Source organism: Sphingomonas sanguinis, from assembly GCF_019297835.1.
GTDB lineage: Bacteria > Pseudomonadota > Alphaproteobacteria > Sphingomonadales > Sphingomonadaceae > Sphingomonas > Sphingomonas sanguinis_D.
This window is the reverse complement of the sequence record NZ_CP079203.1, coordinates 2863173-2878413: the sequence shown is the minus strand read 5'-3', so window position 1 is coordinate 2878413 and position 15241 is coordinate 2863173. Positions and strand designations below refer to the sequence as shown.

Here is a 15241-nt window from a genome sequence, read left to right as displayed (position 1 = left end):
GATGGACCCGCTTGCCGCCGCGATCGAACCGCTGATCCCCGGGCTGCGCCGCTATGCCCGGTCGTGGTTGCGCGACCGGGTGATGGCGGATGACGTGGTGCAGGATTGCCTGGAGCGCGCGGTCGGGCGCTGGCGACAGCGACGGGGTGCGGAGGTCCGCCCGTGGGTCTATGCGATCCTGCACAATTTGTTGGTCGATCATCAGCGGCAGCATAGCCGGCGAGGTACGGCGGTTCCGCTCCACCTCGTGGACGACGCCGCGCTCGGCCGCCCGGCCGATCAGGACACAGGCCTGCACCACCGCGACCTGCTGCGCGCGCTTGATGCGTTGCCTGAAGAACAGCGAACGGTGCTGCTCCTGGTCTCGGTCGAGGGCCTGCCCTATGCGGAGGTCGCTGCCGTAGTCGGCGTGCCGCTGGGCACGGTAATGTCGCGCATATCGCGGGGGCGCGACCGTCTGGCGACCCTCCTCCGGGAGGGTGAACGGCCGCGATTGAGGAGCGTGCAATGACCAGCCCGATCGGCGAGGACGATCTGGCCGCATGGATCGATGGCAGGCTGTCGCCCGAGCGGCAGCGCCTGGTCGACGCCTATCTTGAAGGCCAGCCGGACGTGCATGCCCGTGTGCGAGAGCAGGCGGAGCAGGCGCGAGCCCTTGCATCCCTGTTCGCCCCCGTCGCGGATGAACCGATCCCGGCGACGATGCGCGTGGCAGCGATCAGGGGACGGCAACGGCAACCGCGTTGGCAGCTCGCCATCGCCGCGTCACTTCTGCTGGCGTTGGGGTTTGGCGGTGGCTGGTCGAGCGCGCGGTGGAGCGGCGAACCCCGCGCGGGCATCGCGGCGCTGGCCAACGAGGCGAGTGATAATTTCCGTGTCTATGCCGCCGACCGGATACGACCGGCGGAGATCGGCCCCGACCAGCGCGCCATGCTGATCCGATGGACCTCCGCTCGATTGGGTGAGCGCGTCACGATCCCGGACCTCAGCACGGCCGGCTATCGCTATGGCGGGGGGCGACTGGTCGCGACGCCCCACGGCCCTGCGGCACTGCTCCTCTACGACGGACCGCAAGCGTCGAAACTTGCGGTGCTGACGAGGCCCATGCAGATCGACAAGACCGCGAGCATGACCAGCACGTCCAGCGGGACCATGGGCCGGGTCACATGGGCGGTCGACGGGATCGGCTATAGTGTGGTGGGCGAGCGACCCGCGGCCGAACTGCATCCGATCGCCGATGAAGTCCGGCGTCAGGCAGATGCCGCGCTTGTGTCCTGATAGCGCCTTGCCGCCTCCCGGCGCCGACGGGCACCGGGCGGTCCAGCGCGATCACGGCTTGCGCTCGACATCCTTCCTGTCGGTCTCGGCCGGCGTCAGACGGGCTCGCTCGCGGATGCGGCGTTCCAGCGGCGCGCCGACGAACAGGACGAGCATTGCAAGGCTCACCCCGCCGATGATGAGCGGCCACACCGCCAACCCTGCTGCCGCGCCGATCGTGGCTGTCACCCAGATGCACGCGGCGGTCGCCAATCCATGCACTTCCTGACCCTGGCCGACCCGCAGCACCGCAGCGGCACCGATGAAGCCGACGCCGGACAGAATGCCCTGCATCGCCCGTCCTGCGGCATCGGCGTTCACGTTCGGCAAGCCACTATGCACGATCGCCTGAACGGCGATGCAACTCGCCAGACCGACCAGACCCAGCGTCCGCAGGCCCATGATCTGCCGGTTCTCACGCGAGCGTTCCCAGCCGAGCACCATCCCGGCCGCGGTCGCCACCACCAGCCGGCCAATCGCATCGATCCAGAAAGCGACGTCCGGTGCCGCTGATGCTTCGATCATTCGACCAGCACGTGAACGTGATGCCAGGCGGTGCACAGATAGCCGGCGAAGTTCCACATCGTATCCGGCCGCTCGGGCTGTCCCTGCCCGGTCTCGTCGAAGGCACGGGCGACAAGGTGCTGGCGTCCCTTGGCAAGTGTGGCGTCAAGGATCCAGCGCCGCCAGCCCCAGCGCGTCTCCGGATCATCGGCGAAGGTCGCCTGTTGCCAGTCGCGACCGCCGTTCACCGACACTTCGATCCGAGAAATACGGCGGTCATAGGCAATGGCATATCCCTCAATCCGCACCTCTCCGGCGGCCAAACTCTCGCCCGCACCGGGCGAGCAGATCGCGGCGTTGAGCGGCATGGCATTGATCGTCAGACCCTGGCTCCAGTCGACGGTGTCGCTCGTCACAGCGGCGGGGAAGAGCTTGTAGTCGTGCGCCTGGATCGGTGCCTCGGAGGGCGTTTCACGCACCTCGATCCGTGTCAGCCATTTGGCGCTGCGGACCCCGGCATAGCCAGGCACCACCATGCGGAGCGGGGCGCCATGTTCGGGCGTCAGCGGCTCGCCATTCATCGCCCAGGCGAGGAGTACGTCGGGCTCCCGCGCCTTGCTCATGGCGATCGATACCCCGAACAAGGCTTCTTCACCCTCCACGTCCACCTCGTCCGCGCCGGTGAACGCCACGAACAGCTCGGACGCATCCGGCGCGCCGACCGCATCGAGCACATCGGCCAAGCGTACGCCGGTCCACTCCGCATTGCCGATCGCGCCTACGTCCCACGGATCGCCGGAGGTGTTGGCGACCTGCTGGAGATCGGTACGCCGGTTGCCGGCGCACTGGAGAACCGCCGTTACCGTGCGCGTGGCAAACGTGCTCTTCAGTTCCTGCACCGAGAAGAAGCGGCTCGCCATGCCCCTCCCGCTCACCTCGATCCGATGATTGGCGGGCAGATCCGGCACTGGCCCGTGGCTGCGCACGTAGAACAGCGCCTGCGGCGTCAGGAACCGCTCGATCAACGCACCGGGCGTCGGCTCGGCATTGTAGGGATCAGAACTGCGCTCGATCATATCGGTCATGGACGATCAAACGTCGCGGGCACGCGTAACGCTTCAAGTCTTCGAGACCATCGCAGACGAAAGGCTGCCGACCATTCCGATATCCAGATTGGAATGACCATATCAAACGGTTGGTCGTATCGATCTAAGTACGCGATATATGCTGCATGACTTTGGAGCAGCTCAGAATATTCGTCGGTGTCGCGGAGCGCGAACACGTCACCAAGGCAGCGGAGGCGCTGAACGTCACGCAGTCTGCTGCCTCCGGGGCGGTTGCGGCCCTCGAAGCGCGCTACGGCGTTCCGCTGTTCCACCGCGTCGGGCGTGGCATCCAGCTTACCGAGGCAGGCCGCGGCTTTCTGGAGGAAGCGCGCGCGGTGCTGGGGCGGGCAGCGCATGCCGAGACGATGCTCGCGGACTATGCCGGGCTCGCGCGTGGTTCGTTGCGGATCGTCGCCAGCCAGACGATCGCGAGCTATTGGTTGCCGGCAAAGCTCGCCGCCTTCCACGAACGCCACCCACAGATCGCGGTCGAGCTGGCGATCGACAACACCGAAGGCGCGGCAGCGCAGGTGTTGAGCGGCGCGGCGGAACTCGGCTTTGTCGAGGGCGAGGTGGACGAACCGGCGCTTGCCCACTGGAATGTCGGGCATGACCCAATGGTGCTGGTCGGCCGCGAGGAAGCCGAACGCATCGACGAGGCCTGGCTGCGCACTACACGCTGGATCGTCCGTGAGCAGGGATCGGGTACGCGCTCGACTTTCGAGGACGTGCTGCGAACGCGCGGGTTTGATCCGGCCCAGCTGACGATAGCGATGACGCTGCCGTCCAACGAGGCGGTGCGCACCGCCGTTGAGGCCGGTGCCGGCGTTGCCGTCTTGTCGCGATTGGTCGTCGCGCGCGCGCTCAAGGCTGGCGATCTCGTCGAGCTGCCGCTCGGGCTGCCCGACCGCGCCTTTCACGCGCTGCGCCACAAGGAACGCTATCGCACCCGCGCGGCCGACGCGCTGACGGATCTCATCAAGGAGCAGGTCGCATGACTGCCGACACGCACTCCGTTCTCAGCGGCCTCAAGCCGCTCAGCCGGCTCGATCACCCCCGCGAGATGATCCGCCAGTTCACGCCCAACTGGTTCGCCGCGACGATGGGCACGGGCATCCTTGCCCTCGCGCTGCCGCAGGTGCCCGGCATCGGGCCTTCGCTTAAACCTGTCGGCGAGGTGTTGTGGTTCTTCAATATCGCGCTCTTCGCGCTGTTCGCCGGCCTCTATGGCGCGCGCTGGGTGATGTTCGGGCACGAGGCGCGGCGCATCTTCGGGCACAACACCGTGTCGATGTTCATCGGGACCATTCCGATGGGGCTGGCGACGATCATCAACGGCTGTCTCGCCTTCGGCATCGCGCGGTTCGGAAATGGCATCGTGCCGGTCGCGCATATCCTGTGGTGGATCGACGTCGCCATGTCGCTCGCCTGCGGCGTGCTGATCCCCTACCTGATGTTTACCCGCCACGAGCACAGCCTGGACGGCATGACCGCCGTATGGCTGCTGCCGGTCGTCGCTGCCGAAGTGGCGGGCGCCAGCGGCGGGCTGCTCGCGCCGCATCTAACCGATCCCCACGCGCAGATAGTGACGCTCGCGACCTCCTATGTGCTGTGGGCCTATTCGGTGCCGGTCGCGTTTGGCATCCTCGCCATCCTCATCCTGCGCATGGCACTCCACAAGTTGCCGCATGAAAGCATGGCGGCATCTTCCTGGCTGGCGCTGGGGCCGATCGGCACGGGTGCTCTGGGCATGCTGGTGCTCGGCGCGGATGCGCCGGCGATCCTCACCGCGCACGGGCTAGCCGGCGTCGGCACCGTCGCGCAGGGGATCGGCGTTGTCGCCGGGCTCTGCCTTTGGGGTTTCGGCCTGTGGTGGCTGGCGCTCGCGACGCTTATCACCATCCGCTACTGGCGCGCGGGCGTGCCGTTCAACCTCGGCTGGTGGGGCTACACCTTCCCGCTCGGCGTCTACACCGTCGCCACCTTCCGCCTCGGCACGACGCTGAACCTTATGTTTTTCGGTATCGTCGGCACGGTGCTGACGGTTGCGCTCGCGGCGATGTGGCTGCTGGTCGGTGCCAAGACGCTAGCCGGTGCATGGCGGGGCAACCTGTTCGTCTCGCCCTGCATCGCCACCCCGAACTGATCCGCCATGATGATCGGATCAGTCGGTCCGATCACTTGCAGAATGCCCCTTCGATCCGCCAGCGTGACTGGCCACAGGAGAGCCTTGTCATGGACAATTTCGACGCCGGGCTGGCGAGTGAGACCAGCCGTCGCCGCTTCCTCAGCCATGCCGCGCTCGGCACCGCCGGCCTTGCCGCCGCGCCGGCACTGGCGCAGCAGCTCGTCGACCTGAAGCTGCCCGGCGGCAATGCCGAGCGGCCGATGACCAGCGCCTTTCCCGGCAAGGGCAGCATGATCCTCCAGCGCGTCCATCCACCCTTGCTGGAGACGCCGATGGAGGTCTTCGACAAGTCGGTGTTCACGCCCAACGACCAGTTCTTCGTCCGCTGGCACTGGGCCGACATACCGACCTCGATCGACGTCGAAAGTTTCCGCCTCAACGTCTTCGGCCACGTCAATCGGCCGCTGTCGATCAGCCTCGCTCAGCTGCTGCGCCTTCCACGGGTCGAGATGGCGGCGGTGAACCAGTGCTCGGGCAACAGCCGCGGGCTGTTCCAGCCGCGCGTCGCCGGCGCGCAATGGGGCAATGGCGCGATGGGCAACGCCAAGTGGCTCGGCGTTCGCCTGCGCGACGTGCTCGACCTCGCCGGGGTCAAGGCAGGCGCGGTGCAGGTGCGCTTCGGCGCTCTCGATCAGCCGGTCGTGGCGGGCGCTCCTGACTTCGAGAAGGCACTCGACATCGACCATGCCCGCGACGGCGAGGTCATGATCGCCTTCGGCATGAACGGCGAGCAACTGCCGCTCCTCAACGGCTTTCCCTGCCGGCTGATCGTGCCGGGCTGGTACTCGACCTATTGGGTCAAGATGCTGAACGCGATCGAGGTACTGCCCGGCCCTGACGACCAGTATTGGATGGCCAAGGCCTACAAGATCCCCGCGACACCCGGCGCGAATGTCGCGCCCGGTGCCAAGGACTTCCCGACCGTACCGATCAATCGCATGATCCCGCGTAGCTGGATGACCAGCCTGCCCGATGGTCAGGCGATCGCCTATGAAGCGTCGATCCCGGTCGGCGGCATCGCAATGGGCGGCGATTGCGGCGTCGCCAAGGTCGATGTGTCGTCGGACGGTGGCCGCACCTGGTACAGGACGACGCTCGGAGCGGACGAGGGCAGGTACAGCTTCCGGCGCTGGGACGGGCGGGTGCCGCTGAGACGCGGGCCTAACCCCATCATGGTGCGCTGCTGGAACACCAACGGTGTCGCTCAGCCGATGAAGCCGATCTGGAATCCCGGCGGGTTCATGCGCGGCAACATTGAAACCACCACCATCATCGCGGCCTGAGGAGCGAGCAAATCATGAAGACTCCGTCTCCCGGCATGATGGCTGCTGGCCTGATCGGCCTGACCGGCATCATCCTCGTCTCGATCGGCGCGCCGAGCAGCCGCAAGGCGCCCGTTCCGATCTCCGAGACATCCGAGCCGGCACCGGCCGCCAGCGTGTCAGCGCGCGGCTTCTCGCTTGCCTCGACCAGCGTCGACCTGCCGGCCGACGACGCGACCTACCCCGACGGTCCGCACGCCGACGTCATCAATGCCAATTGCACCTCGTGCCACTCAGCCAGCATGGCGCTGACCCAGCCTGCGCTATCGGCGGATCAGTGGAAGGCGACCGTCACCAAGATGCGTGAGGTGTATAAGGCGCCAGTGGCCGAGAAGGACGTCGATGCGATCGTTGCTTATCTCACCGCTATGCCGAGCCAGAAGGTGGCACCCGCGACCGGCAAGGCGCAGGACCCGGACCCCAAAGTGGCTCCTGATGTCTCAGGTGGAACCGGCTAACCGATCTACTTCCATAATCCCGAAATACCATCCCAATTGGGACGATCGCAGCCAGCGCGGTTCGACGGGTTCGGAGAACCCGTCGGCTGGGAGCGTGAGCACAATGCCCCGTTTGCAAGCAGCGCCGAATGATGGCGAGCATACTGGCAGATAATTCGAGCAGGACACTCCCCGCCGGTGGCAGAGAGCGTGAGCAGGAAATCAGGCTGTTTGCGAGCAGGCGCCGCTATGATTGCAAGCGCCTACACCTAGATTGCGGAGCTTGGCATGAGAAGGTGCAGCACCGCGATGAGATCGTGGCGGTCGACCAGTGGCCGGTCCTCGTTCGCGGCTTCGAGCGGAGTATTGGGCAGGATGGGGATCCGGCCCACCTTCAGCCCGACTGCCGCCAGCAGCGCGCTTCCCCTTCTCACGACGGGCATGCCGTTGCCGTCGCCCTTGGCCGGTGACGCCAAGCGTCGTCGTAGCGCCTCTTCGAACGCGTTGGAGATCAAGAGGCCGTCTACGCCGAACCGCGTTCGCCCCACATCGAGCAGCGGCATCAGTTCATGATCCCGGGCCGCACCGGCGGTCAGCTTCCAGTCGACGACGCCCCCCCCGGCATCGACGATCGCGTTCAGCACGGCCAGGACAGGCAGTGTCCGTTGATCGACGATCCTCACACCGAGCGCCGCTGCGTCCAGGATGGCTTGCCGCCCCGTTCCCAGGCGGGCACCGATCGCGTGGCCAGCGCCTTGACGGCCATGCAGCCTGCGGACGAGCGTGAGATGGGCCTCCGGAAGTCCGCGATGCCGTGCAAGGTCCTTGGCGAGGGCATGGACGCGGTCCAGGGTCGCTCCTGGTCCAGCCAGGGCGATCGCCTCTTCGATCATCACGGTGACGACCTCGTCTCGGGCGCGACGTGGTCCTGAAGGCCGCACCTGATCGTCCTGCGTGGCCCAGCTCTCGCGCAGGGCGAGCAGGCTGTAGAACAGGGCCTTGCTGATGCCGAGCTCGCTGGCGAACGCTCGAACCCTTCGGGTGGATCGGTCCTCCTGTGCGAGGAAGCGGTCGAGGCTCGCCATCCTGGTCTTCATCTGCTCCCAACGATGAGGCGGCAGCTCGGCCAGACGTGCCGGCGGGATCGTGGTCATGCGCTCGTTTCTTCCAAGGATTGAACCCGCCGGGGTCATTCCCACTTCGCCGTTCTTGCTTGGACGGCGAGCGTCCATGCCGAGTCGTTCGACTCGATGACCGTCGTCTGCTTCCGCCCGGCGTGCGTTTTTTCCACGGATCCCGGCCGCGTGGATGCAGTGTCGCCGTCCCTACTGGCTGCAACGGCAGCCACGCGGAGCGCGATCTTCCGGGTACACGTCAGAAGGACGAGCGCGCCCCCTGCCGTCGTCCTCACCTTTGGTGCTGCGCCTCGCACGCGCTGGAGCTCCCGCTGTGAATGGCAACCCCGCTACCCGGCTCCTTGACGAGGACGATGCCGCTCAGGGGGTTGTCCGGCATCGAACGTCTCCATCAACCTGACGACCCCTCGTTGATCCTAGCCGATCAGGCTCACCTCGAAGTCCAGTCAGCCGATGCGCCGGTGGACGACGACATCTCGTCGTGATGATGACTCGCGCTCTCGGCGGATTGACAGGGTAGACCGGTGCGGGCCACCATCCTTTCTGATCTGGCCGCTGCGACGGCGTCGAAGACCGGAGGACCCGAAGATGGCACGAACGGCGACGAAGCGCGGCAAGGACGAGACCAGGTCTGCCGAGAAGACCGGCAGGCCGGCGGGCGGCGCTCGCGGCGGCATCACGGCTCCCGTCACCCCGTCGCCGGACCTCGCCGAGATCGTGGGCGAGAACGATCTGCCGCGCAGCGAGGTCGTCAGGAGGGTCTGGGAGTACATCAAGAAGCACGACCTGCAGGACGCCAAGGACCGGCGCCAGATCAATGCGGACGACAGGCTGGAAGCGGTCTTCGGCAAGAGGTCCGCGAGCATGTTCGAAATGAACAAGCATCTCAGCCGTCATCTGACCGCCAGGAAGGACTGACGGAGGAGGCTCGACTGCTGCTGCCGCAGTGGATGCGGTCAGCTACCGTATATTGCTGATTCTGCCTCCCCCTCCGGCGGCTCTGGACGCGGGCGAGCCGATCTCGTTTGCGGGACCGGTGACGTCGGTCCAGCATCCATGTGGAGCGGACTTGCCTGTTCAGCCTTTCGGAGCGATCGGTGAGGGACGGGTCAATCGACATGGTCTCCACCCCAGGTGTCCTCCAGCACCGTCATCACGCTGATCAGCGGACCAAGGCGCCGCCTGATGTCCGCCTTGATGCTGTTGCGCAGCGACTGCTCGGCGCTCTTGGGCACGCTGCCGAGCGCGGCCGGGTAGAAGGTCTTCAGGTGTTCGATCGCCCCCCGCGCGATCTGGTGGGCATGCTCGTCGAACAGCTTCTTGGCGTAGTCGTGGGCCTCCGCCTTCGGATTCTCATCCACCTTTCATATCTCCATCGTCGTTCCTCCCCCTCCCTAGATGCTTCCCGTGACCGCGTTCCGGGAACACCATCGGCGCAGTGGCCGTCCCTGTACGCCTCGCTTCAGGCAGACGGGCGTGGTTCTGCGGATGTGCCTGCGTGTCCGTGGCTGGCGTTGTGAATCTGCGCTGACCGGGTACGATGCGGTGATGATGGAACCCCTTTCCGAGCCGAAGAAGGCTGCTCCCGATGCGACGACGGGGATGTCGCCTTCCGGTCGGCAGGGAGAGCCGCGGGTCCGATCGGCAGCGCGCGTCGTCGAAATCCTGCAACTCGTGGCGCGTGCGGATGCGCAGGGCATCTCGGCGACCGCCATCGCCGAACGGCTTGGGATGCCGCGACAGGTAGTCTACCATCTTGCCCACACTCTGATCGGCATGGACATGCTCCGCAAGGCGCGGCGCGGCCGTTACCTTCTTGGGATCGATGCTGCGATCGTTGCGGAAGGCTTCCACCGTCAGATGCGCACCACCGGCATGCTGGAGTCGTATGCCGAGAAGGCTGCGCAGGCCACAGGTGAGACAGCACATGTGGTCGGTTGGAGCGGAAACCAGATCGTCGTCCTCGCGACGGCGCCTGGGAACGCCTCGGGTCGACCCTCGTCGATCGGATCGATTACGGCAGAGATGGCGCAGGCGCACGCTGGTGGCAGGCTGCTGCTCGCCATGGCTCGCGAGCGGGATGCGGAGTCCGATGCCCAAGTCCACGATCGCGGCGGGGGACCTCGCGCCTCCGATGCGGCGAAGACCCGCACCGTTCCGGACGAGGAGTTCTGCCGAATACGTGAACGCCGGCTGTCGGTGGAACGGGAAGAATGTGGATCGGGCCTCTCATCCATCGCGGTGCCGCTCGGATCCCCGCCATCGACGATGGCAATAGGCGTAATCGGCCCGGCCGAACGGGTGGAGCGGCACTTCGAGGACTACACCGAGCGGCTGCGCGCGATATCCTCCGGGCTCTGAAGGAGCCTCGCGAGGAAGGGCGTCCTGCATACCCGGACCGGCGTGATCACGCCGGCCCTTGGCTTGAACGCGGTGGACGTCGGTTCTCCCGCGAGAACCAAAAGCCTAGACGGTACCTTTAGAGCGGCCGTCGCGCTTGACGCGGCCTGTGCTGGCGGCGCCCCGATCCCCGCTCCCGGTTCCGGCGGTACGATCCATGCAGGAGTGGGACTCACGTATCGGTCTGGTTTGGGAACGACGTCGACCGGTCCGTTGCCGTCTTCCGGTGCCTCACCCTCTGCGGGTATCGACGTTGACGCTGTCCCATCGAGCGCCGTTCGCGACGCGGTTGGATCGGTTTCCACTCCGTGCACCGGCATGCATGCCTATTGGCAGCGCCCTGATGATGCCGGACTTGCACCGTCATGGAATGAGGTGCTCACCCTTCGAATGCGTCATGCGTCCATGACAGATTCATCCTGCGAAGATAGCGCACCAGAAAGCCTCGACGATGCGATTTCTCGGTTCCACAGGAAGGGGTTGGACCTCGATGCTCTTCTAAGACTTGCCGAGGCGGAGCATGCGCAGGGGTTCAGCGGTCATTGGCCGTTGCGCAGAGCCGAAGCGATATGGTCGGAGCTCCAGGATATGGCAGAGGTGCTCACGAACCGCATCGCCGCCAAACTGGCCGACGGCCAGATGCAGGAGAAGGGTCGTCTGGCATCCCGTAGCGGCGCAGGGATGCCGACGGAACAGCCGGTCTCCATCTTGGAGGCGATTTCCGACGAGACGGGCGATCGGCGTCGCTAGCGAGGGCTGGTCGGCGGCTTGCGAGATGCCCATGGCGGCGAACGAGACTTCGATGCCGCCGGACAGACGAATTGCGGGGACCGCAGCGGTAAGGGTTCGGCTTCCTGGATGGGACGGTCGATTGACTTGACCGATCGCTCACGGATCGGCGTTCGTCGACACCGGAGGCCCGGTGTCGACGTTTTCGCACCCGATGGTGCCTGTCGGCTCGCGACCTGTGCAGAAAGCCGGGCGGCATGATCTATGCGGTTTGACGAGCGGACACGGTAAGACTCGATGCCATGTCGCATGGCTAATTCGGAATCCCGAAGCCGATACTTGCTGGGCGCCAGTGCGAGCCACTTCGCCGATGTCGCCCCTTGGACGCCCGAGGTCGAATTCGAACTCGTTTGAATCGTGCTCCCGCGAGCGCTACTGCCCGCCATCTCCTCTTTGTATCCGACGCAGCTGGGGCAGCAGATCGCGACGCCGACCACACGGTCGTACTCCATGCCCGCAGACCCAGATCATCCCGTCGTCGGGATTGTGGCGCTCGGCTGTCGATCCCTCCTCGAGCTCAAGCTCCTCGCCGGGTGACATGGCGATGATCGCAGCAGCCTCGGCCCTGGTCACCCAGATCGTCGTCGTCACCCCGTTGCCGGGATCGAAGATGTCCAATGGCGCGCCCATGGACCGACAGTATCACTCCATGGCGATCGTGACCATGGTTCTGGAGCAGCTGCGCGCGACGCCTGAATGCGGCACGTCCGATCGGCTTCGTGCCGCAGTGGTATGAGAGCACAGATCCAGACCGGGCCGAGGCGCGTGCCGCACCCGATGATGTTGATCTATATACGAATGGTGGCGGTCAGCGGAAACGAGGAACGCGACTTTGAGCGCTGGCCGCATCCCGCTTTGGAATCTTCGAGCGACACTGCTCGCGCGTGGAAGCTGATACGGACACGTCATCGATCGGATGCGTCGACCGTGCCGCGATCACCGACCGCCGCGCGACGACAAGGTCTCTCGAGGACATGGCGGATCGGATCAGGCTTCCACCGTTGGGATCATCCCAGGGAAGCGGGACCGATCGGCGTCTGCCGACCGGCCGCCTGGCTCCGGGGATCCGGGATGGTTCCGGATCGCCGACGTGACGCATCCGAAGGCCTGCAGGGCCCCTCAGCAGTCGTAGTCCTTTCCGCGCTTGCCGATCAGATCGCCTGCAAGGCCACCACCTGCCGCGCCTATGGCCGCATTGGCGAGCTTGTTGCTGTCCGAAGAGAGGAGGCCGAGCAGACCACCACCCAACGCACCGATTACGGCACCCTTGCCCTTGCGGCGAGTACAGGGTTGGGCGGCATAGGTCACCGTCCCGTCGTCGCGCCCATCCTCGTAGCCGCGCTGGTACCCCGCTTCGCGACCATCGTGGTGGCCGTCGTCATAGCCGTCGTCGTAGCGGTAGGGGTCCTGCACTACGATGACGCGATCCCGCCGCGACCGTTGTGCTTCCACCGGCACCGTGATGGCCGGGGTCAGCATCGCGGCGGCGGCGAGCATCGAGATGATCTTACGCATTACGAATCTCCACAGGCGACCGGATCAGTCGGTCTATGTGGGTGACGAAGACGAAACACGATCACCTCAGCCCATTCCCCCCACGGACCCGGAGTCCGCCTGGTCGCATGCGATCCTGCAGGCCCCGTCAGCGGAACGCCTTCCGGACGCCCAATCTGAACGTCCTCGGTTGGAGGGGGATGCGCTGGTCTCCGCTGGAGGCGGTGTAGGGATTGCCCAGGCCGAAGCGGTTGCCGCGTACGTTGAGAAGGTTCTCGGCCTCGAGGAACACGGTGCCGCCGCCCTGTCTCATCTCGATTCCAGCCCCGACATCGAAATAGTCGCCCTGTCGCAGCAGGCTGTTGCTGCCGATGCCGATATCGGACCGACCGACGTATCGTACTCGTGCGTGCGCCAAGAGTTCGGATTCGTCATGAAGGCGAAAGCTACGCTCGGCGTCGACCCGCAGGGTGGCTAACGGGATGTTCGGTAGCGAAAGGCGCGAGCCAGGAGGATCGTACGTGCCGCCCTTCAGTCTGGTGCTGCGTACGAGCGAGAAGGCCCCCGACAGGGTGAAACGGTCACCCGGCCGCCACGACGCGCAGCCCTCGAAGCCAAGAACATGAACATCGCCGACGTTCGTGGTGTAGGGTCCGTAGGTGTCGATCACGTCGGCCTGTATGTTGCGCCACCGGGTCACCGACACCGCCAGCGCACCCGACACCGCTGATTTCCGCACGTTGCCGAATCTCAGTCCTGCCTCGACCATGTCGACGGTGTCCGGGCGGAACGAATCGACCGAGAACGATCGTTCGCCGCTGAACGGATCGATGATCGGAATGACGGTCAGGCCCCCGACGCGGTAGCCACGCTGATACCGGGTGTAGGCCGAGAGGTCGACGCGATGCCAGGCGATCGCGGCCGATGGAAGTATCCTGAGAACGGCTCGCTTGAGCGGATCGAGATCAGATACCGTGATCTCGGGTGGCAGCGATCCGAGGACCCGCACTTCCGAATAGGCCACCCGCCCTCCCAAGGTCGCCGTCCAAGTCGGGCCGATGTCGGCGGCCGCCTCTCCGAAGAGGGCGACATCGGCCACGCCGGTACCGATCCGTACCTGGTTGATCCGTTTCCCTTCTCGTTCCAAGGCGGTGGTGAATTGGCTCGCGCTGCTCACGCCATGGATGCCGATCAGCCAGCCTGCCGTGCGGCTGGTGGATCGTGACAGCCGGGTCTCGTTGCTGACGAGCACCGCCTCGTTCCTGCTGTTGTTCAGCGCGCCTGACGCGACCGGGGAGAGATCGTATCGAGCGGCGAGATCGTTCTTCACCAGGGCGCTGGCGCTAACCAGTTCGACGCCGTCGGCCCAGCGCTTGCGGACCGTGATCTCGCCGAGCCCGAATATGTTGCTCGCAGGCTGTGCGATGCTCGACGAGCGGGCGGGTGGATTGTCCGGCCCCGCGGCGTAGCGGGCGTCTCGATGGTCGATCCGCTGAAAGGCTCCACCCGCTTCTATCGACCAGTCGCCGGCCAGTCGCGCTTCGACGACGGCGCGGCCACCCAGGATGCGGGATCGGCCCACGGCATGCAGGCCACGTTGGGTATCGTCCACCAGGCCCGGCGTCGTCCCTCCGTATGCGACGACCCGCGTCGCCACGTCCGTACCCAAGGGCACGTTCAGGACGCCAGCCAGGTCGCTGCCGATCCTGCCGTTCGCCGCAGCCGCCACGCTCGACAGGACGCTTCCCTCCCATCTGCCATGCACCGGACGGTTGGGCACGAGACGCAGGATGCCGCCGAGCGCTCCGGCCCCGTATAGGGTGGCCTGCGGCCCCTCCAGCAATTCGATACGGGAGAGGTCGTACAGCGCGAGACTCGGGTCGGGGGTGTTGTAGTTGAGGCGGACTTCGCCCAGATACTGGCCCACTGCAGCCTGCGTCGTGCCCGTGAAGCTGCTGTCGGCGATGCCGCGTACGAACAGCTTGTCCCTCCCAGGACCGAGCCCCGTCGACGCCATGACGGGTAGCTGGTCGACGATGGCCCCCGTGCCGCGTCCCTCGGTGTTGCGCATGCCGGCCTGATCGAGGTCGAGCACCTGCACGGTCCCGCTGAATGCGGCCAGCGGCTGCGGCAGCTTCGATGCGGTCACGACGATATCGGCGTCTGTGGCAGGGTGCTTCGGCGTGCGGGGGACAGGAGGTGCAGCGCGGGGGTCGGATCGTCTCGCTGCCTGTCTGCTCCGCCGTACGACGTATGTCGCGGCGTCGATCCTGATCGCCTCGAAACCGCTTCCCTGAAGCATCGCCCGCAAGGCTGCATCGATGGTCGGAGCGGCGCGCACCGCGCGGACGTGAACCTGCGCCGCGCCGGCTTCGCTGGTCGCGATGGTGACGCCGGCCTGCCGCGCCAGCGTGACGATCGCACGTGGCAGGGGACCGGCGGGCACGTCGAAACGCCCGCCGGCTCCATCCAGCGCTTCTGCCGGCGACGTAGCGGCGATCGCCAGTCCGATCGACGTCATCCCGGCCAGGATCGGCCTCACAATCTT

General features: G+C 66.0%; 16 protein-coding genes. 10 read left to right on the top strand and 6 right to left on the bottom strand.

Annotation, left to right across the window (positions count from 1 at the left end; all coding sequences use genetic code 11):
* The first annotated feature begins 1 nt into the window (after position 1).
* A complete protein-coding gene (locus KV697_RS13510; RefSeq protein ID WP_007406239.1) occupies positions 2–511 on the top strand; it encodes an RNA polymerase sigma factor in 510 nt (169 codons plus the stop codon).
* Positions 508–1278 carry an anti-sigma factor family protein gene (locus KV697_RS13505; protein WP_007406229.1) on the top strand — a complete coding sequence of 257 codons (771 nt, stop codon included), beginning with the start codon at positions 508–510 and terminating at the stop codon, positions 1276–1278. Before KV697_RS13510 ends, KV697_RS13505 begins: the two co-directional genes overlap by 4 nt.
* Positions 1279–1329: 51 nt before the next feature.
* On the opposite strand, the gene KV697_RS13500 is transcribed toward KV697_RS13505, so the two are convergent.
* Together KV697_RS13500 and KV697_RS13495 are read right to left on the bottom strand one after the other, a co-directional pair.
* Positions 1330–1842, bottom strand: coding sequence for an MgtC/SapB family protein (locus KV697_RS13500; RefSeq protein ID WP_219018626.1), 513 nt, complete (start codon positions 1840–1842; stop codon positions 1330–1332).
* Complete coding sequence (locus KV697_RS13495; RefSeq protein WP_007406227.1) at positions 1839–2906, bottom strand: molybdopterin-dependent oxidoreductase; 1068 nt, start codon at positions 2904–2906, stop codon at positions 1839–1841. The genes KV697_RS13500 and KV697_RS13495 overlap by 4 nt, the downstream gene beginning before the upstream one ends.
* Before the next feature lie 146 nt (positions 2907–3052).
* Here KV697_RS13495 and KV697_RS13490 point away from each other — a divergent pair, with 146 nt between their 5' ends.
* From KV697_RS13490 to KV697_RS13475, 4 genes are all read left to right on the top strand, one after another.
* A complete protein-coding gene (locus KV697_RS13490; protein WP_007406272.1) occupies positions 3053–3925 on the top strand; it encodes a LysR family transcriptional regulator in 873 nt (290 codons plus the stop codon).
* A complete protein-coding gene (locus KV697_RS13485) occupies positions 3922–5073 on the top strand; it encodes a TDT family transporter (RefSeq protein WP_007406242.1) in 1152 nt (383 codons plus the stop codon). The genes KV697_RS13490 and KV697_RS13485 overlap by 4 nt, the downstream gene beginning before the upstream one ends.
* Before the next feature lie 89 nt (positions 5074–5162).
* Positions 5163–6398 carry a molybdopterin-dependent oxidoreductase gene (locus KV697_RS13480; RefSeq protein ID WP_007406293.1) on the top strand — a complete coding sequence of 412 codons (1236 nt, stop codon included), beginning with the start codon at positions 5163–5165 and terminating at the stop codon, positions 6396–6398.
* 14 nt (positions 6399–6412) lie between these two features.
* Positions 6413–6895: a c-type cytochrome gene (locus KV697_RS13475; RefSeq protein ID WP_112384036.1), complete on the top strand. Its 483-nt coding sequence runs from the start codon at positions 6413–6415 to the stop codon at positions 6893–6895.
* Positions 6896–7143: 248 nt separating this feature from the next.
* On the opposite strand, the gene KV697_RS13470 is transcribed toward KV697_RS13475, so the two are convergent.
* Entirely contained in the window at positions 7144–8028 is an 885-nt protein-coding gene (locus KV697_RS13470; protein ID WP_219018625.1) for a hypothetical protein, read from the bottom strand.
* 570 nt (positions 8029–8598) lie between these two features.
* Here KV697_RS13470 and KV697_RS13465 point away from each other — a divergent pair.
* Entirely contained in the window at positions 8599–8928 is a 330-nt protein-coding gene (locus KV697_RS13465; protein ID WP_219018624.1) for an SWIB/MDM2 domain-containing protein, read from the top strand.
* 191 nt (positions 8929–9119) lie between these two features.
* On the opposite strand, the gene KV697_RS13460 is transcribed toward KV697_RS13465, so the two are convergent.
* Positions 9120–9371, bottom strand: a complete 252-nt coding sequence (locus tag KV697_RS13460) for a hypothetical protein (protein WP_219018623.1) — start codon at positions 9369–9371, stop codon at positions 9120–9122.
* Between the two features lie 115 nt (positions 9372–9486).
* Here KV697_RS13460 and KV697_RS13455 point away from each other — a divergent pair, with 115 nt between their 5' ends.
* The 3 genes from KV697_RS13455 to KV697_RS13445 all read left to right on the top strand — a co-directional run bounded on the left by KV697_RS13455 (position 9487) and on the right by KV697_RS13445 (position 11935).
* Entirely contained in the window at positions 9487–10371 is an 885-nt protein-coding gene (locus KV697_RS13455; RefSeq protein WP_219018622.1) for an IclR family transcriptional regulator, read from the top strand.
* Between the two features lie 444 nt (positions 10372–10815).
* Positions 10816–11160, top strand: coding sequence for a hypothetical protein (locus tag KV697_RS13450; RefSeq protein ID WP_219018621.1), 345 nt, complete (start codon positions 10816–10818; stop codon positions 11158–11160).
* 577 nt (positions 11161–11737) lie between these two features.
* Complete coding sequence (locus KV697_RS13445) at positions 11738–11935, top strand: hypothetical protein (RefSeq protein WP_219018620.1); 198 nt, start codon at positions 11738–11740, stop codon at positions 11933–11935.
* Between the two features lie 383 nt (positions 11936–12318).
* On the opposite strand, the gene KV697_RS13440 is transcribed toward KV697_RS13445, so the two are convergent.
* Together KV697_RS13440 and KV697_RS13435 are read right to left on the bottom strand one after the other, a co-directional pair.
* A complete protein-coding gene (locus tag KV697_RS13440; RefSeq protein ID WP_219018619.1) occupies positions 12319–12714 on the bottom strand; it encodes a YMGG-like glycine zipper-containing protein in 396 nt (131 codons plus the stop codon).
* Between the two features lie 127 nt (positions 12715–12841).
* Entirely contained in the window at positions 12842–15235 is a 2394-nt protein-coding gene (locus KV697_RS13435) for a TonB-dependent receptor domain-containing protein (RefSeq protein ID WP_219018618.1), read from the bottom strand.
* Positions 15236–15241 lie beyond the last annotated feature (6 nt).